This window comes from Kribbella speibonae, assembly GCF_004331375.1.
Taxonomy (GTDB): Bacteria; Actinomycetota; Actinomycetes; order Propionibacteriales; family Kribbellaceae; genus Kribbella; species Kribbella sindirgiensis.
The window spans coordinates 1,077,081-1,100,281 of the sequence record NZ_SJKC01000003.1; the positions used below are offsets into that span (position 1 = coordinate 1,077,081).

Below are 23,201 nucleotides of genomic sequence, written 5' to 3' on the forward strand. Positions count from 1 at the left end.
CCTGAGAAACGGTGGCCGACTTGACGACCTTCGATACCCAACATCTCCTGGACATCGCTCGAAGCAGTGCCCAACGGGCCGGCGAGCTGGCCGCCGGGATGCGCGCTGACGGAATCAGCGTCGCGTCGACGAAATCGAATCGGCTGGACATCGTCACCCAGGCCGACACCGCGGTCGAATCGCAGATCCGCAAGCACCTCGCGGCGGCTCGTCCCGACGACGGGTTCCTCGGTGAGGAGGGCGATCCGGCCGACGGGACGTCCGGGATCACCTGGATCGTCGATCCCATCGACGGCACGGTGAACTACCTGTACGGGTCGCCGTACTACGCCGTGTCGATCGCCGCGACGATCCGCGAGCCCGACGGGCGACGCCGCACCTTGGCGGGCTGCGTCTTCGCGCCCGAACTCAACGCCGAGTACTGCGCGACCGAAGATCAGCCGGCACTCCTCAACGGACGCGAACTGCGCGTAGACGACCAAGTCACGCTCGACGACGCGCTGGTCGCGACTGGCTTCCCCTATGACCACTCCAGGCGTGACCGCGTTCTCGCCACCATGGCTGGGCTCGCGCCGAAGGTTCGCGACTTCAGGCTCAACGGTGCGGCGTCCCTGGAAATCTGCGGAGTCGCCGACGGACGACTCAACGCGTTCTTCATCTGGGACCTCCCGATCTGGGACTACGCGGCCGCCGCTCTCATCGCCACCAGGGCCGGCGCCCGAGTTCACGGCGGGAAGGACTCACCGCGAACACCACTCCTGCTGGCCGCCCATCCGCTGCTCGCAGACGCGATCACGCCACATCTGCAGCACCGATCCAAGGAGACACGTTGACCACACCACGCACCTTCGTTCTCGCCGGGCATCGCGGCAACATGGCTGCTGCGCCGGAGAACACGCTGCTCTCGTTCGCCAGTGCGGAAAGCGTCGGCGTCGACGAGATCGAGCTCGATGTCCAGCTCACCCGAGACGGTGCCCTGGTCGTCCTCCACGACCGTACGGTCGAACGCACCGCGGCGATCTCGACGCCCCATCTGCGGACGCCCATCGAGCAGCTGACACTGGAACAGGTGCGAAGCGTCGACCTGGGCGAGGGCCAGCGGATCCCGACGCTGGACGAGGTACTCGATTCGACGACCGTCCTGCTCAGGGTCGAGATCAAAGCGCTGGCCGCGGCAAGGCCGCTCGCCGAACTGCTGAGTCGGCGCGACGCGCGCGATCAGGCACGCTGCATCGTGACAAGCTTCAGTGCGCTCTCACTCGCCGACTTCGTCGCGGCAAGCCCCGGCCTCGCGCGAGGAGTCGGTTTGCACGTTCCGGACCTCGACACCGACTGGCGCGACGAGGTCAACAGGATCGGCGCATCAACAGTCCTGATGCCGTTCCGGGTACTGACCCGCGACCTCGTCGACCAGATCCACCACGACGGGCTCCGCGTAGAAGCGTCCCTGATCGAAGGCCCCGCCGACGTCCGCACGATCCTCGAACTCGACGTCGACGCATCCGCCTCGAACTCACCCGGCTACGCCCGCGACCTCCTCAAATCCTCCGACGAGTTCACAACCCGCTTCCCGAACTTCGCAGCAGCTGGTTTCGTCCGCAGGTGATGGGAACGCGCTGTTGGCTTAGGCAACTGCTGCAGGCCCGGGTGCATGCGGATGGTCGGTGTGGGGCACTGGGTGCTGGTGGTGGATCCGCCGAGCAGCCGTGGAGTGGTCGACGAGCGTTACGCCGTCGACATCGCGACAGGAATGCTCATGGAGCGGCACCACGTGAGTTCGCAGGTGGCCTCCCAGATCCTGCGCCGGCACGCGGCGGCACGCCGCCTGCAGGTCATCGAGGTGGCCCGATGGCTGGTCGCCACCCGCTCCCTGCTGTGACCCACCCGTACGTCGGCACCCACCCCGAAATCGCCGGCGTGATTGAAACGTGTGCCTTTCCAAGGGTTTTCCGGGGATCTTGACTGTCCGGCGGGGCGGGCGCATGGTCGGACAAAGGGGGCGCGCTGCGGCGCGATCGGGGGAGTGGTGTTTCGGCATGTTGCTGACCGGGCGGATCGTTTTCCCTTCCGGGGATCGACCTGTGGAAGCCTCGCGGGTGGTGGCTCGGGTCGAGGAGGTTTCGCGCGCGGATGCGCCGGCCGTGATCATCGCCGAGCAGGTCCAGGAACATGTGGCCCTGCCGCGGGACGAGCGCGGGTCGTTGCCGTTCGCGATCGACGTACGGTCCACCTCGATCGATCCACGGTTGCGGTATTCGGTGCGTGTGCATGTCGACGTCTCCGGGACCGCGAGTGTGACCCCTGAGGATTTCATCTCCACGACGTCGTACCCGGTCGAGTTCGACGCGGGTGAGCTGGCGGTGGAGGTACGTCGGGTTTGACGGCGCGGCTACCAGGGGGAGCAGGACGTGACACAGGACAACGGAGTTTGGCAGAACGCGGGAGAGTTCCGGGGCGGAGAGCGCGGTACGGCGGTGATCTCGGGAGTCACCTTCTCGTCCGCGCCGGTGGTGTACAGCGCGGTGGACGGCCTGGCCGTCTTCGAGGGCGACATCGTGCTCGGGACCGTCGACCAGCTCGAGCTGGGAATGAGCGAACTACAGGGCAGGATCGCCGGCGATGTCCAGGCCGGCGTCGGCATCACGGGCGCGCGCTTCCGGTGGCCGCGTTCGCAGGTCCCGTTCGACATCGACCCGAACTTGCCGAATCAGCAGCGGGTCCGCGACGCCATCGCGCATTGGGAGGCCAACACGCCGATCCGGTTCCCGGAGCGCACCGCGGCGAACGCCGGCGACTTCCCCAATTTCGTGCATTTCGCGGACGCCGGCGGTTGCTGGTCGTCGGTCGGGATGCAGGGCGGGTCGCAGACGATCAGCCTCGGGGCCGGCTGTACGCGAGGGAACGCGATCCACGAGATCGGCCATGCGGTCGGGCTGTGGCACGAGCAGAGCCGGGAGGACCGCGACCGGTTCGTCACGATCAACTGGGCGAACATCCAGGCGGGGATGGAGCACAACTTCGATCAGCACATCACCGACGGCGACGACCTCGGCGGCTACGAGTACGGCTCGATCATGCATTACCCGAGGACGGCCTTCAGCAGTAACGGGCGAGAGACCATCACGCCCGTCGATCCGAACGCGCAGATCGGACAGCGAACGGGGCTGTCGACGGGAGACATCGCGGCCGTGCTGGCCATGTACCCCACGGTCGGTTGGCATCACAACGACCTGAGCGCGTCGGCGAGTGCGCCGAACGCGACCGGCGTACCGGCCGGTTACACCTGGTCCGTCGACAAGACTCAGCATGTCGTTTATCGCGGTGGTGATGGCCATATTCACGAGTTGTGGTTCAACGGGGCCTGGCATCACAACGATCTGGTGGCGTCGGCGGGTGCGCCGAGTGCTGTGGGGGATCCGGCTGGGTATACATGGGATGTCGACAACACTCAGCATGTCGTTTATCGCGGCGCGGACGGGCACATTCACGAGCTGTGGTTCAACGGGACGTGGAACCACAACGACCTGGTGGCGTCGGCGGGTGCGCCGAGTGCTGTGGGGGATCCGGCTGGGTATACATGGGATGTCGACAACACTCAGCATGTCGTTTATCGCGGCGGTGACGGGCACGTTCACGAGTTGTGGTTCAACGGCTCCTGGAACCACAACGACCTGGTAGCAGCGGCCGGCGCGCCCAACGCGGTCGCCCTGGTGGCCGGGTACACCTGGGACGTTGACCGCACTCAGCATGTTGTCTATCGCGCGGCCGACGGGCACATTCACGAGCTGTGGTTCAACGGGACCTGGAACCACAACGATCTGGTGGCAGCGGCCGGTGCCCCGACCGCCGCCGGCGACCCAGCCGGTTACACCTGGGACGTCGATGGCACCCAGCACGTCGTCTACCGATCCGCCGACGGACACATTCGCGAGCTGTGGTTCAACGGCACCTGGAACCGCAATGACCTGGTAGCAGCGGCCAGTGCGCCGAACGCCGCCGGTGACCCGGCCGGCTACACCTGGGACGTGGACCGTACCCAGCATGTCGTCTACCGAGGCACCGACGGCCACGTCCACGAACTCTGGTTCCCCTGATCAACTGCACACGGCGGTGGCTGCCGATGTACGGGCAGCCGCCGCCGGGATGCACTACCTGCAGGCGTAGACGACCGGTACCAAGGTGCCCGAGCTGACGTCGAAGCCGGCCGCGGTCCACTTGGCGTTGCGCTCGAAGATATGCGACAGCAGGGTGCCCGCGGGGAACGTGACCTTCGTGCCGTCGCTTCTGATGATCACCGACGGCCAGTCGCCGAGGGGCCCGAACCTGCCCGCGGTGACCGCGTCACGGGAGCTGTTGAGGTCGGCCACGCTGTCCTCGAGTTCCACGACACGGCTGGTCCGGGTGTTCCAGAGCAGGCCGGTGGCGTCGTCGATGCCGTCCTGGCCGCCGGCGATCCAGCGGCCCTCGATGTCCCGCGCCCAGACGCCGTCGTCGTCGAGGCCGGGGAGCCGGGTCGGCTCGGCACTCCACGACTTCCACAGGTAGCTGGTCCGCGGAGCGTCGGGTGAGTCGACCCGTCCGATGATCAGGCTCTCGTCGGAGATGTCGTCCACGGCGAACACGGTCAGACCGCTCGGCACCGGGAGCAGTTGCGGCTGACCGCCGGCCGGCCAGACCAGCGCGACCGACTCGCCGGTCGCCTCGTCCACGGCCGTACCGGCGATGTCGAGGTTCGCGTTCATCGCGGTCAACCGGCCGAACCTGAATCCCGCTGGTGCCTCGAGACTCCGGTACTTGTTGGTCTTCGCCGAGTAGATCCAGTGGTCGGTTCCGTCCGCGCTGCTCGTGCTGCCGAGGACGTGTCCGTCGTCCGTCACCGAATACGCGAACGACTCACCCTCGGACTGCGACGACAGCCAGCGCGGTACGCCGTTCACCCAGAGCAACGCGTGCGGATGCATCCGCCCGTCACGGTTCGCTTCCCCGAGGATGTAGCGCCCGGTCGAGTCGCCGGTGCGTGCCGCGCTCGACCCCGGTAAGGAGTCGGCCGGCAGTTTGAGAACGCGCTTCGCGCAGCTCGCCTGCTCTGCGGTCCCCGCGGCCGCGGCGGGCAACGCGGTCACCAGAAGCGTGGCGGTAGCCGCAACAGCGGCCAAATGACCCATCATGTCTTTCCCCCAGACAAGAAGGCGACACCCCCATTAGCGTCGCCGTACAGGTCGGACGCCATCGATCCGGATGGAGTTCAGACTCCGAAATCAGCGAACCTGTTGTGCTCGCAGTTCGGCGATCACGTCGGCGAAGCGTTGGCCGGTGGGTTTGACCCGATTGTGTACGTCGAGCAACCCGAGCCCGTACTCGAGTTCCGCGAAGCCGCCGTGGTCGGATCGGATGTCGTGCGACGCCCACCAGGACAGCCCGGCGACTCCGGGGACCGACATGGCGTGCCGGATCAATCGTTCGACCGCGTCCTCGATGCTGACGGTGGTGACCCACTCCGGGGCGACGCCGATCTCCTGGACCCAGATCGGCCGCGGGGTGGTCTGGTGTGCGGCCGCGACCTGGGCGAGGTAGGCGCCGATCGACCAAGCGAGGTCGTTCTCTTCGCCGAAGCGGCCGAGGAAGCCGCTGAAGTAGGGCCAGGCGTGGACGGTAGTGATGTCGGGTTCGTTGGCGAGCAGGGCCGGGCTGAAGCCGACCTGGTCGGTCATCCATGGCTGATGGTCCGCGCCGAGGACGACAGGCAGGTCGGGCGTGGCGGATCGTACGGTTCCGATCAGGGTGCGTGCCCAGCTGTCCAGGTCTTCTTGGGTGACGGTCTGTGGCTCGTAACCGACCAGCATGTTCGGTTCGTTGCCGAGGTCGATGCCTGCGCCGGCTGGATGTGCGGAAACGAGCTCGGCGACTGAGCGGAGCAGGAGCCCGGCGGCGGAGAGAGCGAGTGGATCGGTGAAGAGGTTGTGCCGCGTCAGCCACGGCGGACGGAAGACCCAGCCGGAGAGGAAACCGTTCAGGACGGTGACCCAGACATCCAGCCCGGCGTCGTGAGCGCGATCGAGGACGATGGACAGCCGTGTCATGGCGCTGGCCGACACGGAGGTCGGGAAGGGTTGGAAGACCGGCCACAGACATTGGATGCGAATGTGGTCGCAGCCGAGGCCCGCGATCGCAGTCAGGTCCTCGGCGATCGACTTCTCGTCGAAGTCCAGCCAGGCATTCCACCACTGTTCGCGCGGCACGTAGTTGACCCCGAACGCCGGGCTCAGACGTTCCACGTGATCACCTGGCCTCGGTCGACGAGCCGGTCCTGGAATGTGCGGACGTCAATCTCCTGTACGTCGGTCTGCTCGCGGAGCGACTGCACCGCGGCGACCGCGGCGGATTCGGCCAGGACACAGAAGACGGGCTCCATCCGCGTCGCGGCGTACCCGATGTGGGAGGCCGACAGGCAGACCGGAACCAGAAGGTTGCCGCAATCGTCCTGCCGCGGCGTGATCGCCCGATAGGGGATGGGGTACGGGCGCCCTGTCCCCAGGTGGCCGCCGATGAACATGTCGCCTTCGGTCGCGACACCGAGTTGTCCGGTCTCCCGGTCGCGGTGCGGGATCCGCCGTACCGGATAGACGTCCACGCCGAAGAGCGCCAGCCCGATGCTGTCGCCGGGATCGGTCTGGTTGGTCACGTCGGCGTGCGTGACGGTGCAGACGCCGTCGAGCCGTCGCGCCGCCCGCACGTACAGCTGCGGCGGCCAGCCCTCCGTCTCCGGAAAGACGCTCGCATCGAGCCCGTACGCCGCTGTCTCGGCCTGGAACTCTGCCGGTACGGCGGGATCGGTCGACAGGAAGTGGTGGAGTCCGCGCAGGTAGTCGATGTGGTGGCGCCAGATCCGGGACCGCTCGTCCCAGTCTCCGTCCTGGTACGCACGGCTCACGCCGAGCGGGGCGTTGGTGATCAGGGAGGCGCGCTGGTAGTTGTACTCGCCCGAGTTCATCCATCCGGGGAAGATCCCGCGGAGTCCTTCGAGGTCGAGGTGCTCGACATACCGGCGTACCAGCTCGTAGTCGGCGGGAGAGTAGCCGTCGGGCGGAGTGAGGTCCGCACGGTGCGCGGGGTCGGTCGTGACGTAGAAGCGGTAGTTGTAGGCCTGCGTGTAGTCGTCCGCGGCGCCTGCGGGCAGACCGTGGTCAGGCTCCAGGAGGGGGAGTAGTCCGCTGGTGCTGTCGCCGGGTACGACGTACGGGTCGATGGGCGTCCAGTTGGTGACCGGCTGGACGCCGGCGAGGTCTTCGCCGTAGGCATCGCGTGCCTCGCGTCCGGTGCGGTACGGGACGCCGGCGAGTGCCATCAGATCGCCTTCGTACGACGCGTCGACGAAGACTGCTGCGCGTACCTCGCCGGCCGGGAGTGATTCCGAGGCCGGTAGCGGAACGCCCCACTTGTCTGGTGCCGAGGTCTCCAACTGGATGGCGGTGATGCGGTTGCCGTCGCGGGTGACCGAACGGGCGCGGTGCTCGAAGATCACCTCGATCCCCGCCGCCGCGATCCAGTCCTGGAACGCGCGCTGGACGTCGTGCGGGTTGGTGCCGAACCCAAAGACCGCGGTGCTGGTGAGGCCGCCGACGGCCGCCGGGATCGGGCAGTCCTGCGCCGGCTTGATCCCGGCGGCGAGCATGCCGCCGAGCCATCGGCTCGGCTCGATCAGGACGACGGACGCGCCCTCCTGATGGGCGGTCATCGCGGCGACGCACCCCGCGGGAGTGCCTCCGTAGATACAGATATCGACCATGACATGCACTGTGACGCCGCACAAACTCTCGTGACCATGGCAGATCTGGGCATGCGCATGTACTTTTTTGCCGTGCTGACCCTGGATGGCTACCTGCTCGCTCCGCGCCGGGCGAGCTTCAGTCTCGCGTCCGACACCTACGAGACCTGGAGTCTGCTGCTGCCACGCAGCGGGTCCTTCGCCTTCGACATTCCGGGGGTGTCGCGTGGGGTGGCGAGGTTCGGGGACATCGTCATCTGCCCGCCGGGCGGGACGCTGCGACGGACGATGCGGTCACCGATGTCCTTCTTCCATGCGCGTTTCAGCACCGAGCTGGAGCCGCCGGCAGGCTGCCGGCGAGTGCGGGATCTCGACCGTCTCCGCGCCGACCTGAAGATGCTCGAGGCAACAGATGCGCACCCGGACCTGGTAGCGGCGCACGTCGTCACAGATCTCGTCCTGATGACCTTGCGCGCGCGCAACGACGCACCCGGGGATGAGCTGGTGGAGCGTGCAACGGCGGCCATCCACGACAAATTCACCGCAGCGGACCTCTCACTCGGCGCCTTGGCCACTGCTCTCGGCATCAGTCCCGCGCAGCTGTCCCGTCGGTTCAAAGCGGTCCACGGCGTCACGCCGGTCCTGTACCTCCGCCGGCTCCGGATGCGGAAGGCGCGCGAGCTCCTCGCCGAGACGGACGACACGCTGCAGGCCGTCGCCGAGCACTGCGGCTATCGCAGCGCCTTCTACCTGAGCCGCGTTTTCAGCCGGCACACAGGCCAATCTCCCTCTCGGTACCGCGCCGGCAGCCGGGTCTGACAAAGCTGGGTCTAGTATTTGCGAAAGCGCTTGCGCTACTCTGCGGAAACGGCCGCTCGCGCCCTATCCCCGCTGAGGAGTTCGCATGTACCGACCCCCGATTCGCTCCACCGCAGCGCTCACGACCTCCCTGGTCCTGCTGGCAGGGCTGGTGGCCTGCTCCAGCGCCCCCTCGTCCTCCTCGGCCGCGCCCGGTGGGTCCGGGCAGGTGACGCTCACGGTCGGTGACCGTCCGTCCAGCTCCGATCCGGCCAACCGGGCGACGTTCGACAAGAAGGTGGCCGACTTCGAGAAGGCCAATCCGGACATCAAGCTGAACCCGGTCGAGACGATCTGGGACGCGACCACGTTCCAGGCCCAGGCGGCCGGCGGTCAGCTCCCCGACGTACTGAATGTGCCGTTCACCGAGCCGCAGGGCCTGATCGCCCGCAAGCAGGTCGCCGACCTGACCAAGGTGCTGAAGGACGACGGACTGCTGGACGAGCTCAACCCGAACGTGCTCAAGATCGCCCAGGACCAGTCCGGCAACGTGTACGCCGTACCGACCGCCGCCTACTCGGTCGGCCTGATCTACAACCGGGACCTGTTCAAGAAGGCCGGTCTGGACCCGGACAAGCCGCCGGCGACCTGGGACGAGGTGCGGGCGGCCGCGAAGACGATCACGCAGAAGACCGGACAGGCCGGCTACGCGCAGATGACCACGAACAACACCGGCGGCTGGATGTTCACCACCCAGAGCTACGCGTTCGGCGGATCGATCGAGAACGAGGACGGCAGCAAGGCGACGTTCGACGACGCGCCGTCCAAGGCCGCGCTGCAGTTGCTGCACGACATGAAGTGGACCGACAAGTCGATGGGGCAGGCGGTGCTCTACGACATCGACGGCATCTCCAAGGCGTTCGCGGCCGGGAAGATCGGCATGTACATGTCGGCGCCGGACGCGTACCGCACACTGGTCAACACCAACGGCCTGAAGGCGTCGGCGTTCGGGATCGGGCCGATGCCGCAGCAGGGCGGTGACCACGGCACGCTCAGCGGTGGCAGCGTCCAGATCGTCAGCCCGAACGCGACGGACGCCGAGAAGGCGGCGGCGATCAAGTGGATCAAGTTCTGCTACCTGAACAAGTACGTGAACCAGGACGCCGCCGTGACGAGTGCCAAGAACGGTGTGGCGGCGAAGCTGCCGGTCGGAACCCCTGGTCTGCCGGTGGTCAACGCGGACCAGTGGTCGACGTACCAGGGCTGGATCAAGCCGTACGTCAACGTGCCGCTGGAGAACTTCGCGCCGTACACCAAGGTGGCGGCCGACCAGAAGATCATCCCTGAGCCGCCGGTGAAGGCTCAGGAGGTGTACGCCGCTCTGGACCCGGTGGTGCAAGCCGTACTGGGGAACGCGAAGGCCGACATCCCGGCACTGCTGACCAAGGCGGCCGGCACCGTCAATGCCAAGCTCGGGCGCTGAGTTGCTCCGCCGTCTACGCAACGGAGTACCGGCGGTGCTGTTCGCGCTGCCGGTGCTCCTGGTCTTCCTGGTGTTCTCGTGGGGCCCGATCGTCAAGGGCCTGGTGATGAGCGTTCAGCAGACCAACCTGATCGACCCGGTCAAGTGGGTCGGGCTGGAGAACTTCCGGTACGTGCTGAGCGACCCGGCGGTCGGACAGGCCTCGCAGAACACGCTGTGGTTCACGCTGCTGGCGTTGCTGTTCGGGTTCCCGGTTCCGGTGCTGCTGGCGATGTTCCTGTCCGAGCTGCGCGGCCGGAGCTGGTTCTACAGCACGCTGGCCTACCTGCCGGTGATCACGCCGCCAGTGGTCGCCATCCTGCTGTGGCGGTTCTTCTACGACCCGTCGCCGAGCGGGATGTTCAACACGATCCTCGGCCACGTCGGACTCGGACCGTACCTCTGGCTGGACAGTCCGTCGTCGGCGATGCCGTCGATCGTGCTGGAGGCGACGTGGGCGGGTGCGGGCAACGCAGTGATCATCTACCTCGCCGCTCTGACGTCCGTACGCCCTGACCTCTACGAGGCGGCCGAACTGGACGGTGCCGGAGTAGTACGTCGGGTGTGGCACGTGATGTTGCCGCACCTCCGCAGCGTCCTGCTGTTGATGCTGCTCCTGCAGGTGATCGGAACGATGCAACTGTTCACCGAACCGCTGCTCTTCACCGGCGGTGGACCACAGGGGTCGACGATGACGATTCTGCTGCTCATCTACAACTACGCCTTCGTCAACGGTGACTACGGTGCCGCTACCGCGCTGAGCGTGCTCCTGGCGCTGGCACTCGCCGTACTGTCGGCGGTCTTCCAGCTGGCCACACGTGGTTGGAGCACCGAGTGAGTGTGCTGTCGGATGCGGACCGCAAGCTCACCCGCATCCGCGTGCCCTTCATCATCGGACAGGTCGTCGTACTGATCGGACTGCTCGTCGCTGGGCTCGGACCGCTGCTGTGGTTGCTCAAGGCAGCGATCTCGCCGACGCAGGACAGCATCCGGTCGCCACTCGCCTGGTTCCCGTCCGGCGAGGTGCAGTGGGGGAACCTCGCCACCGCCTGGCAGCAAGGCCACATCGGGTACTACCTCGGCAACACCGCCATGATCGCCGCAGGTACGGCGGTTGCGTCGCTGATCGTCTGTACGACGGCCGGCTACGTGCTGAGCGTGCTCCGGCCGAAATGGGGCGCACTGCTGTCCGGCGCGATCCTGGCGACGCTCTTCGTACCGCACATCGTCTCGCTCGTCCCGCTGTACCTGACCGTGCTGAAAGTCCCTGTGGTGCACGCGAACCTCACCAACACGTTCTGGGCGGTCTGGCTGCCACCTGCGGCCAGTGCGTTCAACGTGCTGATCGTGAAGCGGTTCTTCGACAGCATCCCGCGCGAGTACTTCGAAGCGGCCCGTATCGACGGCGCCGGGTCGATCCGCGTGTTCACCTCGCTCGTGCTCCCGCTGTCGCGGCCGATCCTCGGTGTGGTCGTCCTGCTCAGCATCATCTCTTCCTGGAAGGACTACCTGTGGCCCCTGCTGGTGCTGACGAATCCGGATCTGCAGCCGGTCTCGGTGGCGTTGCCCAAGATCGCCAAGGTGACGGAGCTCAACATCCAGTTGGCGGGTCTGTTCCTGGCCCTGCTGATCCCGGTGCTGCTGTTCCTGGTCTTCCAGCGGGCGTTCCTGCGTGGCGTGGGTCTGTCTGGGGGCATCAAGGCGTGACGCGGGTTCTCGTGACCGGTGCGGACGGTTCGATCGGCCGTGCCGCGGTGCACGGTCTGCAGGCCGCCGGGTACGACGTCATCGGCCTGTCGCTGCGCTACGACCACACCAGTACGGCGGACCGCCCACTGGTCGGCGACGCGCGGTCGGCGAAGGATGTGGCCGAGGCACTCGACGGTGTGGACGCTGTGCTGCACCTGGCCGCGATACCGCATCCCAGCCTGGGTACGCCGGAGGAGGTGTTCGAGAACAACGTCGCGGCGACGTTCAACGTGCTGGCGCAGGCGGGACAGGCAGGCATCGCCCGCGTGGTCATCGCGAGCAGCATCAACGCGTTCGGCGTACCGATGAACGTCAACGAAGTGGAGCCGGCGTACTACCCGCTCGACGAGGACGTGGAAGCCGACATCGCCGATGCGTACTCACTGTCCAAGAGTGTTGACGAACAGAGCGCGCGGATGGCGTGGCGACGCTGGGGGACCAACGTGATCGCCCTGCGGTTCCCACTCGTGAAGACTCGCGAGGACCTGTTCCGGTTCGCTGCGATGGCTGAGCGCGACCCGTCCATGATGGCCCGCGAGGGATGGGCCTACTTGGACCTGCGGGACGGCATCCGGGCTGTCATCGCCGCACTGGAGTCACCGGCGGCCGGGGCGCATGTGGTCGGTCTGGCAGCCGACGACATCCTCATCGACCGGCAGACAAGCGACCTGCTGCGTGAGTACGCGTCAGGTGTGCCGCTGCGGCGGCCGGTGCGGGGACGCGACGGGCTGGTGGACACCACGCGAGCGCAGGAGCTGCTGGGGTTCAAGCCGCGCTACTCGATCCACGACGAGGAGGATCAGGTGGTCTCCGCGGTCACGACCTGAGGAGTGACGTACCGGATGCCGGGTTGCGGGTCGGGTTCGAGGAGATGGGCGGCGACCTGGCGGCCGATCTCCTCGAGGCCGACGTCGATCGTGGTCAGGTGCCGCGAGACCCGCTGGTCGTGCATCAGCTGCTCCCAGTTGTCCACGCCGATCAGCGCGACGTCGCCCGGCACCTCCCGGCCGGACGCGCGCACGACGCGTTCGGCGCCGCGGGCGATCGCGTCGCTGCCGCAGAAGATCGCGTCGACGTCCGGAACCTCGGCCAGCAGCTCGGCGGCCGCTTCCGCGCCCCAGCCCTCCCGCCAGCGGCCGAACCGCACCGGGCTCGCCCACTCCAGCCCGGCGTCCGCCAGGACCTCCTGTGCTCCGGCTGCCCGGCGCTGGGCGGCGTTGTCGTGCGGCTCGGCGGTGATGTGGGCGATCTTCCGGCGTCCCTTCGACAGCAGGTGCCGGACGGCGAGCCGCCCGATCTCGTCGTCGTCGGCGGTGATCGTGACGTCGTCCGGGTCCTCGGTGAACGTGAACGCGTAGATCACCGGTACGTCGAAGCGGCTGGTCAGCGACGGGCTCGGGAACGAGGTACCGGTGCCGATCACGATCACGCCGTCGATCCGGCGGGCCCGGAGCTGCAGGATGCTCTCGGTGACGTCACGGTCGCCGATCCGCGCGTCGTACAGCAGGATGGCCTGCTCCTTGGCGCCCAGCTCGGTGGCGGCGGTGGCCAGCACCACGCGGGTGAACGGGTTCGAGGCGCGGTGCGTGAGGACACCGATGGTCTGACTGCGGCCGCGGGCGAACGAGCGCGCGAGGGCGTTGTGCCGGAACCCGAGCCGGTCCGCGGTCGTGCGGACGTGCTCGCGGGTCGCCTGCGAGATCCGATCGGTGCCGTTCAGCGCCTTCGAGGCCGTCGACAGCGACACCCCGGCCGCGGCGGCGACATCGGACAGCGTGATCACCTGGTCGGCCATGTCCTCATCGTAGTCAGCTTCGAGGCGTTGACACGGGGCGCGCCGGGTATCAAGGTGTGATTTGCGAAACCGCTTTCGCTTCCTTGAGGGGAGAACTCTCCAATGACCCGTCGCCGCTCCGGCGCAGTCAGTCTTCTCACGGCCGGCCTGTTGCTGGCCGCCGTTCTTCAGTCACCCGCCCGCGCGGCCGCGACGGCTGCGCCGACTCTGACCATCACACCGAGCACGGTCGGCAACACGTTCACCGTCGGCGAGCAGGTGAAGCTGGGCTTCAGCACTGACGCCACCACCGTCGGCTGGACAGTCCGCAACGCGAGCGGCACGGAGGTGGCCAAAGGCTCCGCACCGGCCGCCACACTCAACGGACAGCTCGCTCTGCCGGTCAGTACGCCCGGCTGGTACCAGACCGACCTGACAGCGATCGGGTCCGACGGTACGACGACACTCGGCGGCACCGACTTCGCCGTACTCACGCCGCACGACTTCTCCACGTCAACGGACACCCGGATCGGTGTCGCGGGCGCCCTGGCGTTCGGTGGCGCGGCCAACCCTGGTCTGGAAGCCGTACCGCTGATGGCCAAGGGCGGCATCTCCACCGACCGTGACGAGGCGTTCTGGTCGGCCGCGGAGACCACCAAGGGCGTCATCCAGTTCCCGCAGCGGTACAAGGACTACAAGGCGGCGCTGGACGCCAACAACATCGACTTCCTGAACATCCTCGACTACGGGAACACGCTGTACTACCCGGACGAGGCACCGTCCACCGACGAGCAGCGTGCGGCGTTCACCCGGTACGCCGTGGCCGCCGTCGACGAGTGGGGCACCGAGCACACGACGTACGAGCTGTGGAACGAGTGGAACCTGCGGGACCCGAACGGCGCCGCCAAGGCGAGCCCGGAGAACTACGTCGCGCTGCTGAAGATGGTGAGCGACGCGGTGCGGGCCAAGCACCCGGACGTCAAGCTGACAGGTCCGTCGCTGGCGGTCATCAACGACTGGCAGAGCTGGTTCACCAAGTTCGCCGACCTCGGTGGACTGGACTACGTGGACGCGGTGACCATCCACCCGTACGTGCAGCCGCTGGACCCGGAGGCCTCGGTCACGTACGTCAACACGATCCGCACCATCATGGCGGCGCATGGCTCGACCAAGCCGATCTACATCTCCGAGCAGGGCTGGGCGACCGGTACGAACCCCAGCGCGGTGTCGGAGCCGACGCAGGCCCGCGACCTGGTACGCGGCAATCTGTTGGCCTACGGCAACGGTGTGGCGCGCTACAGCTCCTACAACTTCATGGACTCCGGTACGGACCCGTCGAACATCGAGCACCGGTTCGGCCTGGTGCGCAACCGGCTCGACTCACGGGGTGCGCTGGTCCCGAAGCCGTCGTACGTCGCCACCGCCGTACTCGCCCGGCAGATCGATGAGCTGCCGCTGGTCGGCCAGACCCGCTTCGGCAGCAACGGGTACGACGTGACGTTCAACGCCGGTGGTGGACAGACGGTCCACGCGGTCTGGTCGGCCACACCCGGAGTGGTGGCGGCGACAGCTCCGGCCGGCTCGACTGTCCAGGTCACGGACATGTACGGCGCGGAGACCACACTGACTGCAGACGCGGGCGGACACGTCTGGGTGACTGCCGGACCGAACCCTGTCTACCTGAAGGGCGCGATCACCGGACCGATGCTCCCGTCGAGTCGCTTCGCGCTGTCGGTCGCCCCGGAGATCGCCGGCGACCCGGCGACCGGGACCCTGACGTTCACCAACCCCGATGCCGTCACGCACGCCTTCACCGTCGCCGCAGGGGGTGCCGAGACCGGTGGTTCGGTCGCTCCAGGCGCTACGGCAACAGCACCCGTTGCCTACCCGGCGCAGGACTCGACCGGACCGCGGACCTACTCGGCAACAGTGACGGTCGACGGCCGTGCGGTTGCCCTGGTTTCAGCCACAGGTACAGCGACGCCACCGCTGTCCGTGACCGCCTCGCACGTGGTCAACGGCGCAGGCAAGGACCTGCTCCGCTTCCGCGTCACCAACGCCTCATCCCATGACCTCCCCGTCGCAGGCCTCGACTGGGCGTCGGGTACGTCGTCCGGGACGTTGCTGGCCGGCTGCACGATCGGTGCGAACGCCACACGAGAGGTGGACGTGCCGATAACCCTGTCAGGTCCCTCCACCTGGACGGCCACCTTGCGGCGTACCGGGGAGGCGGGGATCACGGCCTCGGGGAAGCTGGTTCCGGTGAGTGGGGTGACTGTTGCGAAACGGCACACCGTGACGCTGGACGGCGCGATCGACCCGTCAGTGGCAGCACAGCCCGCGATCGCACTCGAAGGCACCGGTACGCCGCCGGTGACCGGCTGGGGTGGTCCGAGCGACCTGTCCGGAAAGCTCTGGCTCAACCACGACGACCAGAACCTGTACCTGTCCGCCAAGGTCACCGACGACGTGTTCTCGCAGCCGAACCGCGCTGGCAACATCTGGGGCGGTGACGGGATCCAGCTCGGCATGACGGCCGGTGCGCCCGGTGAGGCGACCACTACCCAGGAGATCGGTGTCGCGCTGACAGACGCAGGTCCGGTGGACACGTGGCGCTGGACACCGACCAGCCAGACCGGTACGCCGCCTGGCGTCCAGGCCAAGGTCGTACGGGACGAGACCGCGCACACCACGACGTACGAGATCGCTGTCCCGTGGAGCACGCTCGGGTTCGCGGCCAAGGACCGGCTGCTGTCGACAACCGTGGTGGTCAACGAGAACGACGGCACCGGCCGGCGCGGCTGGCTGACCTGGGGCAAGGGTGTGGCGGAGGCCAAGAACCCGGCCCTGTTCAACCCCGTGTTCCTCGACCCGGCGACCCGGTGATGCCATGAGACGCCTACTCGCCATCGCCCTCGCGGTCTGCCTGCTCGGCTTCGGTACGGTCGCCACCGCACAGGCCGCCGTACTGACGCTCGCGCCGATCACCCTCGGCAACATCTTCACCGACGGTCAGCCGGTGAAGTTCACTCTCAACACGGACGCGGCCTCGGTCACCTGGTCGGCGGCCGATGTCAACGGCACCGTTGTCGCCAGCGGCAGTCAGGCCGCGGCCAGTACCTTGCAGCTCCCGGTCACCACGCGCGGGTGGTACAAGCTCACGGTGCAAGCCGGTACGACGACCGCGCAGACGACGTTCGCCATCGTCAGTCCGGTCAGTACGTCGCCGATCGCCGGACTCACGTCGAATCGGATCGGCGACTTCGAGAACACCGCCGAGGGCTGGACGTTCTATCCTGGCAGCGAGTTTCCCGGCGCCACCGGCAGTTTCGCGCTCGACACCAGCGACAACCACTCCGGCTCGAGTTCGGGGAAGCTGTCCGCGAACTTCGGCGCCGGCGGCGCGTACGTCAGTGTCAACCGGTCGCTGCCGTCGGTCAACGCCACCAGCGTCAGCTTCTGGGCGAAGTCGCCGAACCTGTCGTTCCTCACGTTCCGCCTGACCGATTCCACCGGCCAGGTGCATCAGCAGCGCCTGTCGTTGTCCGGGGCAACCGATTGGCAGGCGCTGGCCGTGACGAGGTTCGATGGCGGCAAGCAGTACGTGCACTTCGGTGGCGCCGACGACGGTGTCTGGCACGGCCCGGCCAAGGCGGTCGAGGTCGTGGTGGACAAGGCCGCGATCAGCGGCGCGACGACCACGACCCTGAACCTCGACGACCTTGCGCTGAACGCACCGGCCGGCAAGCCGACCACACCGCTCGGCGACTACGAAAGCGCGGCCGAAGGCTGGTCGTTCTATCCAGGCAGCGAGTTCCCGGGCGCGACGGGCAGCCTGGCGCTCGACGCCACCACGGCTGCCGCCGGGACCCAGTCGGCCAAGCTCTCGGCGAACTTCTCCGGCGGAGGCAACTACGTGGCCGTCCAGCGCACCATGGTTCCGATCAACCTGTCCGCTCTCAGTCTGTCGGTCAGATCAAGCCAGCTGTCGGGCCTCGGGCTGCGGCTGACCGACGCCACTGGACAGGTGCACCAGCAACGACTTCCGGTTTCGACCTCATGGCAGCAGTTGACGGTTACCCGCTTCGACGGCGGCAGCGGCTACCTGCACTTCGGTGGCGCAGATGACGGCATCTGGCACGGTCCGGCGAAGTCGATCATGCTCACACTCGACCGTAGCGAGATCATCAACGGCGGTACGACGGCAACGGTCAACATCGACGCTGTCACAGCGACGACGGCCACGACGTTGCTCGGTGCAGGGACGCACTTCGGTCAGGCGTGGAACGCGGCCCCGCTGCCGCTGGTCGCTCAGTCCGGTGCCCGCGGTGCCCGCGACGAAGCCCGCTGGGACCAGGCCGAAACAGCCCGTGGCACGATCGCCTTCCCAGCGAAGGTCACCAACTACATTCCGGCCCTGCAAACCAACGGCATCGACCCTCTCCTGATCGCCGACTACGGCAATCCGTTGTACGACGATGTGGCGGGGGACTACTTCGACGCACCGTTCACCGACGCGGGCCGCGCCGGGTTCGCCACCTACGCCGACACACTCGCGACACAGTTCCCGCAGATCAAGAACATGGCGATCTGGAACGAATGGGACGTCAACGCGTCCGGCCCGTCCAACAAGACACCGGAGAGCTACCTCGCGTTGCTCAAGGCAACGTATCCGAAGCTGAAGGCCAACCACCCGGGTCTGACGATCGTCGGCGGCGGTGACACCGACGTGACCCAGGTGGCCTGGTTCGAGGCGTTCTGCCAACTCGGCGGGCTGAAGTACCTCGACGTGGTGTCCATCCACCCGTACAACTTCCTGAACGCACCCGAGGGCCTCGGCGCCGCGATCGACCGCGTCCGCGCCCTGATCCGGCAGTACAACGGCGGTGTCGACAAGCCGATCTGGGTCACCGAGTCCGGCTGGTACACGGGCACCTACCAGAGCAATGTCAGCGAGCCGACCCAGGCGATGTACGTCGCCCGCGCTCAGCTCGCCGCCCTCGGTCGCGCCGACCGGTACTACCTCTACGACTTCATGAACGACGGCATCGACCTCGCGAACAAGGAGCACAACTTCGGTCTCATCCACAACCCGGCCGACGCCCTCGGCCCGTACACACCCAAACCGTCGTACGTCGCCTACGCCACCGGCGCCCGTCAGCTCCGCGGCGCGACGTTCCTCGGCAAGGAGTTCCCGGGCAACGGGCTGATCGACCAGGTCTTCGCGACCAACGACGGCACACCACTGCGCGCGATCTGGGCCGCCACCGGCACCGGCACCACCGTCACGGTCACCGCGACCGGACCGATCCAGGTCACCAACCTCTACGGGGTCTCGACGACCCGCACCCCGGACGCGAACGGGAAGATCTCCCTGACGGTCGGCGTCTCGCCGACCTACGTCACCGGATCCACCGTCACGTCGGTGACGGCGCCATGAGCGAGGCGGAGGACGCGGGCTGATGGTTCGGGCACCTGGGTGGCGACGGTGAGCTTGCCGTCCGCCGCCCAGGTGCAGGTCCAGTCGCCGGCGTCGGCGGGGAAGTGCGGTGTGATCTCCGCCTGCGCAATGTCGAGGGTGATCTCGGCCGGACCGGGACCGCGGTGCCAGATCGACAGGTACGCGGCGTCGCGACCCTGAAGGCACAGCGCGACCCATTCGTCGTTCCAGTCCGGAAGCCCCAGCGGCCAGGTCGGTACGAGGGTGTCGAGATCCTCCAGTACGACGCGGTGCGCGGCGACCGCCGATCGGACGAGGTCGAGTTCCGCGGCGGTCATCCGGTTCAGGTGGCCGGACAGGTACAGGCGGCCGAGGACGCCGTTCACCAGTGCGAGGGTGAACGCCTCCTGGGTCGTACCGGTGATCGGGTAGGCCCAGTGGCCAGCCTGCTCGGGGAGTACGGCGGCCGGCGCCGCGGCGGCGATCGGTGCGTAGAGCAACGGATCTTCCTGGTCCGACGTCGACTGCAGATGCAGCCGGGACAGCATCGCGTAGTCCATCCGCATCGCGCCGGACGCGCAGTTCTCGATCAGCAGCTCGGGATGCCGCGCGTGCAGGTCGTCGAGCCAGCTGAGCAAAGCCCGCTGATGTTCCAGCAGGCCTTGACCGAGGGAGGTCCCGTCCTTGTCGGTGCCTGGTCCGGTCATCGTGTTGTTGTCGAACTTGAAGAAGCCGACACCGAAGTCGGCGATCAGCCTGTCGACGGTCTCGTCGAGGTGCTTGCGGGCCGCGGAACTGCGCAGATCGAGAAGATAGCGGCCGGACTCCGACACCCGGCGGCCGTGCCGGGTGAGGAAGGCCTCGTCGGGAAGAACTTCGGCGATGGGGGAGCGGACGCCGATCACTTCGGGTTCCAGCCAGAGGCCGGGCACCATGCCCCGGTCGTGAATCCGGTCGATCACCTCGGCGAGGCCGTGGGGGAAGCGGGTGGTCGACGGCTGCCAGGCGCCGACGGTGTTCCACCAGTCGCCTTCCGCGTACCAGCCGGCGTCGATGCAGAAGTAGTCCGCACCGGCGTCCGCGGCGGCGTCGATGAGCGGCAGGAGTTTCTCCGTCGTCGGATCACCGAGCAGCGTGTTCATGTAGTCGTTGAAGATCACCGGCATCCGGTCGTCCGCCGGCCGTCGGCGTCGTACGGCGCGGCGCTGGCGGGTCAGGGCGGCGAAGACGCTGTCCCGATCGGCGCCGGTGACCAGGGACACCGGCACCGTGACGAACGGTGTGTCGGCGTTGATCCGCGTGCTCCACTGGTGCTCCTGATCGGTCGGGCCGCTCAGCAGCAGGTAGCCACCGCGCCGGCTCTCACCGATCTCGTAGTGCCACGGGCCGTTGTGCTCGATCTGCCAGCCGAGCGCGTACGGCGTGCTCTGCTCGACGAGGACGCCGACGGGCAGTCGTTCTCCGGTGGACCACGAGTTCGTACTGGTCGCGGCGTACCGGCTTCTGGCGACGTGCCGATGGGCGTCGCTGACGATGTCCGCCAGGTGGCCGGAGCGCAGCGATCGGACCGACCAGCGGGACTCAGCCATCCAGCTGTTCGTGGCCGAGTGCAAGTCGGCGTCGACCGACGGGAGTGCGACCACGAGTGAGGACACGAACGTGAGTTCTAGCGCGCCGTCGCCGGTCATCGACGCCTCGGTCCAGGCCCGTACGCCGGCTCCTGCCTCGAACACGCTGGTGACCTGCAGACCGGTGCCCGGCTCTTCCTGAACGATGCGCAGCGCGGTCCCGGTGTCTTCGTGCCTGACGTAGCGCAGCTGCTGACCGAGAACCGTGTCGACGTGCCGGTTGCTGCTCGGCGACCGGCCGTAGCCCACGGCCTCCACCTCGACGAGCGGCTGAGTCGGTACGTCGGTCGTGCCCGGGGCGATGGTCACGCGGACCGGCCCGTCGTCGAGCACGAACGTCAGCGTCAGATCCGGCGTACTCCAGTGCAGCAGGTTGTCCACAGAGCCTCACTCGGTTGTACGGCGTTCGAGGAGATAGTCCTCGACGGTGAAAAGGTGGGCGGCCATCCGGGTCCGGGCCCGGTCGGGGTCGCCGGTGGTCAGCGCGGCGAGAATCGACAGGTGCTCTCGATGAGCGGTCTCGTCGGCTCCGGGCTGCGCGATCGAGCGGCGCAGCCGATCCCGCATCGTGCGACCGCCGAGTGCGTCGATGAGCGCGGACAGCACCGGGTTTCCGGCCGCCTCGGCGATGATGCGATGGAACGCGATGTCGTTCTCGATCACGGCCTCGTGGTTGGGTTCGGCCAGCGTCAGCTCGATCTCGTTGCGGTCCAGGAGCTGGGTCGCCGCGGCCAGCGCGTCGACGTCGATCTGCCGCGCGGCCAGGGCGGCGGCCTCGGTCTCGAGCATCCGCCGGACCGCGTGCAGGTGGTGCGTCCCGCTCGCGTGCTGCAGGTCGACCACGAACCCCATCGGTGCGAGCAGCATCGACGAGTCCAGAGCCGTGACGTACGTCCCGTCACCTTGCCGAGTCTCCAGTACCCCCATGATCGAGAGCGCGCGGACGCCTTCGCGCAGAGCGTTCCGGGAGACGCCGAGCGCGGTCGCCAGATCCTTCTCGATCGGCAGCCGATCGCCGGGCCGGAGCCGTCCGTCGATGATCATCTCCCGGATGCTCTGCACCACGACGTCGGTCTGCGAGGCACCAGGGGCTCGCCCGGGTACGGCGGGTTTGACGGTGCTCATGTCGACGCGCCGGCAGCACGTGCCGTCCAGTAGCTGCCGTCAGGAAAGCGGTAGGTCTCGAGCGACTGCCTGTACATCTCGGCACTGTAACCGGGCGCCCCAGGCAGGACGTACGCGCCGTTCCGCACCACACAGGGTTCGACGAAGTGCTCGTGCAGGTGATCGACGTACTCCGTGACCCGCCCGTCGAGTGAGCCGGAGACCGCGACGTAGTCGAAGATCGCGAGGTGCTGGACGAGCTCGCACAGGCCGACGCCGCCGGCATGCGGGCAGACCGGTACGTCGAACCACGCGGCGAGCAGGTACACCGCGAGGATCTCGTTGACACTGCCGAGGCGCGCGGCGTCGAGCTGGCAGTAGTCGATCGCACCGGCCTGGAACATCTGCTTGAACAGCACCCGGTTCATGCCGTGCTCACCGGTCGCGACGCCGATCGGCGCGACCGCCTTGCGGATCGCGGCGTGGCCGAGGACGTCGTCGGGACTGGTCGGCTCCTCGATCCACAGCGGATCGAACGCGGCCAGCGCCTTCACCCATTCGATCGCCTCCGGCACGTCCCACACCTGGTTCGCGTCGATCATCAGGTGGACGTCCGGTCCGAGCACCTCGCGGGCGATCCGGCAGCGGCGGATGTCGTCGTCGAGGCTGGCGCCGACCTTCAGCTTGACGTAGTTGTAGCCGGCGGCAACGGCTTCCTCGCAGAGCCTGCGGAGCTTGGCGTCGGAGTACCCCAGCCAGCCGGCCGACGTGGTGTAGCAGGGATAACCGCTGACCTCGAGTTCCGCGATCCGTTGCCGACGGCCACTTTCCCGGGAAGCCAGCAGGGTGATCGCCTGCTCGCGGGGCAGCGCGTCGGTCAGGTACCGCAGGTCCGCGGCGTCGACCAACTGCTCGGGTGACATCTCGGACAGCAACCGCCACAGCGGAACGCCGGCCCGACGGGCGGCGAGATCCCAGACGGCGTTCATCACCGCCGCGAGCGCGAGATGTACTACGCCCTTGTCCGGGCCGAGCCACCGCAGCTGGGTGTCCGACTGCAGCTCGCGGTACACCGCACCGAGGTCGTCGCAGAGCTCACCGACGTCCCGCCCGATCAGCGGCTCCGCGCGCTGCAGTGCCGCCGCGACGCACAGGTCGGTGCCGCGCCCGATCGTGAACGTGAACCCGTGCCCGGCCAGGCCGTCGGCGTCGGTGTGCAGAACGACGTACGCCGCCGAGTGGTCGCCGTCCTTGTTCATCGCGTCGGACCCGTCCTGGGTCAGCGAGGTCGGGAAGCGGACATCGACGGCCTCGACCGAGGTGATACGGGGCATGGCGGCCTCATCCTATGAATAGATGGGATCTTTTCTGAACTGCGATGCCGTTCAGTATGGACCATTCCGCCCACGAGCGCTACGATC

The 23,201-nt window shown here is 67.6% G+C and carries 19 protein-coding genes; 12 read left to right on the top strand and 7 right to left on the bottom strand.

Translation table 11 applies throughout. The features are described from left to right. Nucleotides 1-20: 20 nt before the first annotated feature. The 5 genes from E0H92_RS26495 to legP all read left to right on the top strand — a co-directional run bounded on the left by E0H92_RS26495 (nucleotide 21) and on the right by legP (nucleotide 4,094). A complete protein-coding gene (locus E0H92_RS26495) occupies nucleotides 21-833 on the top strand; it encodes an inositol monophosphatase family protein (protein WP_131498049.1) in 813 nt (270 codons plus the stop codon). After that, complete coding sequence (locus tag E0H92_RS26500; protein WP_131498050.1) at nucleotides 830-1,606, top strand: glycerophosphodiester phosphodiesterase; 777 nt, start codon at nucleotides 830-832, stop codon at nucleotides 1,604-1,606. The genes E0H92_RS26495 and E0H92_RS26500 overlap by 4 nt, the downstream gene beginning before the upstream one ends. A 51-nt stretch (nucleotides 1,607-1,657) precedes the next feature. Next, nucleotides 1,658-1,879 (top strand): ANTAR domain-containing protein, encoded by a 222-nt coding sequence (locus E0H92_RS26505; RefSeq protein ID WP_165549996.1) that lies wholly within the window; start codon nucleotides 1,658-1,660, stop codon nucleotides 1,877-1,879. 202 nt (nucleotides 1,880-2,081) lie between these two features. Further along, nucleotides 2,082-2,381 carry a YbaY family lipoprotein gene (locus E0H92_RS26510; protein WP_165549998.1) on the top strand — a complete coding sequence of 100 codons (300 nt, stop codon included), beginning with the start codon at nucleotides 2,082-2,084 and terminating at the stop codon, nucleotides 2,379-2,381. A 27-nt stretch (nucleotides 2,382-2,408) separates the two neighbouring features. After that, on the top strand, nucleotides 2,409-4,094 hold the full coding sequence (gene legP / locus E0H92_RS26515) for a Dot/Icm T4SS effector Zinc-dependent metalloprotease LegP (RefSeq protein WP_131498053.1): 1,686 nt from the start codon (nucleotides 2,409-2,411) through the stop codon (nucleotides 4,092-4,094). A gap of 54 nt (nucleotides 4,095-4,148) precedes the next feature. Here legP and E0H92_RS26520 read toward each other — a convergent pair whose 3' ends face one another. From E0H92_RS26520 to E0H92_RS26530, 3 genes are all read right to left on the bottom strand, one after another. Beyond that, nucleotides 4,149-5,168, bottom strand: a complete 1,020-nt coding sequence (locus E0H92_RS26520) for a hypothetical protein (RefSeq protein ID WP_131498054.1) — start codon at nucleotides 5,166-5,168, stop codon at nucleotides 4,149-4,151. A gap of 90 nt (nucleotides 5,169-5,258) precedes the next feature. Further along, nucleotides 5,259-6,275, bottom strand: a complete 1,017-nt coding sequence (locus E0H92_RS26525; protein WP_165550000.1) for a glycoside hydrolase 5 family protein — start codon at nucleotides 6,273-6,275, stop codon at nucleotides 5,259-5,261. Continuing rightward, entirely contained in the window at nucleotides 6,263-7,786 is a 1,524-nt protein-coding gene (locus E0H92_RS26530; RefSeq protein WP_131498056.1) for an FAD-dependent oxidoreductase, read from the bottom strand. Before E0H92_RS26530 ends, E0H92_RS26525 begins: the two co-directional genes overlap by 13 nt. A 72-nt stretch (nucleotides 7,787-7,858) precedes the next feature. On the opposite strand from E0H92_RS26530, the gene E0H92_RS26535 reads away from it, so the two are divergent. From E0H92_RS26535 to E0H92_RS26555, 5 genes are all read left to right on the top strand, one after another. Next, nucleotides 7,859-8,584, top strand: a complete 726-nt coding sequence (locus E0H92_RS26535; protein ID WP_165550002.1) for a helix-turn-helix transcriptional regulator — start codon at nucleotides 7,859-7,861, stop codon at nucleotides 8,582-8,584. Between the two features lie 85 nt (nucleotides 8,585-8,669). Continuing rightward, nucleotides 8,670-10,046, top strand: coding sequence for an extracellular solute-binding protein (locus E0H92_RS26540; RefSeq protein WP_131498058.1), 1,377 nt, complete (start codon nucleotides 8,670-8,672; stop codon nucleotides 10,044-10,046). A gap of 34 nt (nucleotides 10,047-10,080) precedes the next feature. Continuing rightward, the gene (locus E0H92_RS26545) at nucleotides 10,081-10,923 is read left to right on the top strand and encodes a carbohydrate ABC transporter permease (RefSeq protein ID WP_238173596.1); all 843 of its coding nucleotides are present in this window, start codon (nucleotides 10,081-10,083) and stop codon (nucleotides 10,921-10,923) included. Continuing rightward, nucleotides 10,920-11,792 carry a carbohydrate ABC transporter permease gene (locus E0H92_RS26550; protein ID WP_202873820.1) on the top strand — a complete coding sequence of 291 codons (873 nt, stop codon included), beginning with the start codon at nucleotides 10,920-10,922 and terminating at the stop codon, nucleotides 11,790-11,792. Before E0H92_RS26545 ends, E0H92_RS26550 begins: the two co-directional genes overlap by 4 nt. Then, the gene (locus E0H92_RS26555) at nucleotides 11,789-12,661 is read left to right on the top strand and encodes an NAD-dependent epimerase/dehydratase family protein (RefSeq protein WP_131459577.1); all 873 of its coding nucleotides are present in this window, start codon (nucleotides 11,789-11,791) and stop codon (nucleotides 12,659-12,661) included. The genes E0H92_RS26550 and E0H92_RS26555 overlap by 4 nt, the downstream gene beginning before the upstream one ends. Here E0H92_RS26555 and E0H92_RS26560 read toward each other — a convergent pair. Then, the gene (locus E0H92_RS26560) at nucleotides 12,634-13,629 is read right to left on the bottom strand and encodes a LacI family DNA-binding transcriptional regulator (RefSeq protein ID WP_131459576.1); all 996 of its coding nucleotides are present in this window, start codon (nucleotides 13,627-13,629) and stop codon (nucleotides 12,634-12,636) included. The genes E0H92_RS26555 and E0H92_RS26560 overlap by 28 nt on opposite strands. Nucleotides 13,630-13,731: 102 nt before the next feature. Between E0H92_RS26560 and E0H92_RS26565 the strand changes: the two genes are divergently transcribed. Together E0H92_RS26565 and E0H92_RS26570 are read left to right on the top strand one after the other, a co-directional pair. Next, on the top strand, nucleotides 13,732-16,494 hold the full coding sequence (locus tag E0H92_RS26565) for a GH39 family glycosyl hydrolase (RefSeq protein ID WP_131459575.1): 2,763 nt from the start codon (nucleotides 13,732-13,734) through the stop codon (nucleotides 16,492-16,494). 4 nt (nucleotides 16,495-16,498) lie between these two features. Further along, complete coding sequence (locus tag E0H92_RS26570) at nucleotides 16,499-19,048, top strand: glycosyl hydrolase (RefSeq protein WP_131459574.1); 2,550 nt, start codon at nucleotides 16,499-16,501, stop codon at nucleotides 19,046-19,048. Here E0H92_RS26570 and E0H92_RS26575 read toward each other — a convergent pair. From E0H92_RS26575 to E0H92_RS26585, 3 genes are read right to left on the bottom strand one after another with little or no spacing between them, the layout of a single operon-like run. Then, nucleotides 19,006-21,057 carry a glycoside hydrolase family 36 protein gene (locus E0H92_RS26575; RefSeq protein ID WP_131459573.1) on the bottom strand — a complete coding sequence of 684 codons (2,052 nt, stop codon included), beginning with the start codon at nucleotides 21,055-21,057 and terminating at the stop codon, nucleotides 19,006-19,008. The genes E0H92_RS26570 and E0H92_RS26575 overlap by 43 nt on opposite strands. 6 nt (nucleotides 21,058-21,063) lie before the next feature. Next, a complete protein-coding gene (locus E0H92_RS26580) occupies nucleotides 21,064-21,801 on the bottom strand; it encodes a FadR/GntR family transcriptional regulator (RefSeq protein WP_131459572.1) in 738 nt (245 codons plus the stop codon). After that, nucleotides 21,798-23,114, bottom strand: a complete 1,317-nt coding sequence (locus E0H92_RS26585) for an L-fuconate dehydratase (protein ID WP_131459571.1) — start codon at nucleotides 23,112-23,114, stop codon at nucleotides 21,798-21,800. The genes E0H92_RS26580 and E0H92_RS26585 overlap by 4 nt, the downstream gene beginning before the upstream one ends. Nucleotides 23,115-23,201: the final 87 nt, after the last annotated feature.

Excerpts from the sequence above, each read along its gene's own strand:
- E0H92_RS26505 (WP_165549996.1), top strand. The coding sequence starts at position 1,658 with ATGGTCGGTGTGGGGCACTGGGTGCTGGTGGTGGATCCGCCGAGCAGC.
- E0H92_RS26520 (WP_131498054.1), bottom strand. The coding sequence starts at position 5,168 with ATGATGGGTCATTTGGCCGCTGTTGCGGCTACCGCCACGCTTCTGGTG.
- E0H92_RS26530 (WP_131498056.1), bottom strand. The coding sequence starts at position 7,786 with ATGGTCGATATCTGTATCTACGGAGGCACTCCCGCGGGGTGCGTCGCC.
- E0H92_RS26540 (WP_131498058.1), top strand. The coding sequence starts at position 8,670 with ATGTACCGACCCCCGATTCGCTCCACCGCAGCGCTCACGACCTCCCTG.
- E0H92_RS26560 (WP_131459576.1), bottom strand. The coding sequence starts at position 13,629 with ATGGCCGACCAGGTGATCACGCTGTCCGATGTCGCCGCCGCGGCCGGG.
- E0H92_RS26565 (WP_131459575.1), top strand. The coding sequence starts at position 13,732 with ATGACCCGTCGCCGCTCCGGCGCAGTCAGTCTTCTCACGGCCGGCCTG.
- E0H92_RS26570 (WP_131459574.1), top strand. The coding sequence starts at position 16,499 with ATGAGACGCCTACTCGCCATCGCCCTCGCGGTCTGCCTGCTCGGCTTC.
- E0H92_RS26580 (WP_131459572.1), bottom strand. The coding sequence starts at position 21,801 with ATGAGCACCGTCAAACCCGCCGTACCCGGGCGAGCCCCTGGTGCCTCG.
- E0H92_RS26585 (WP_131459571.1), bottom strand. The coding sequence starts at position 23,114 with ATGCCCCGTATCACCTCGGTCGAGGCCGTCGATGTCCGCTTCCCGACC.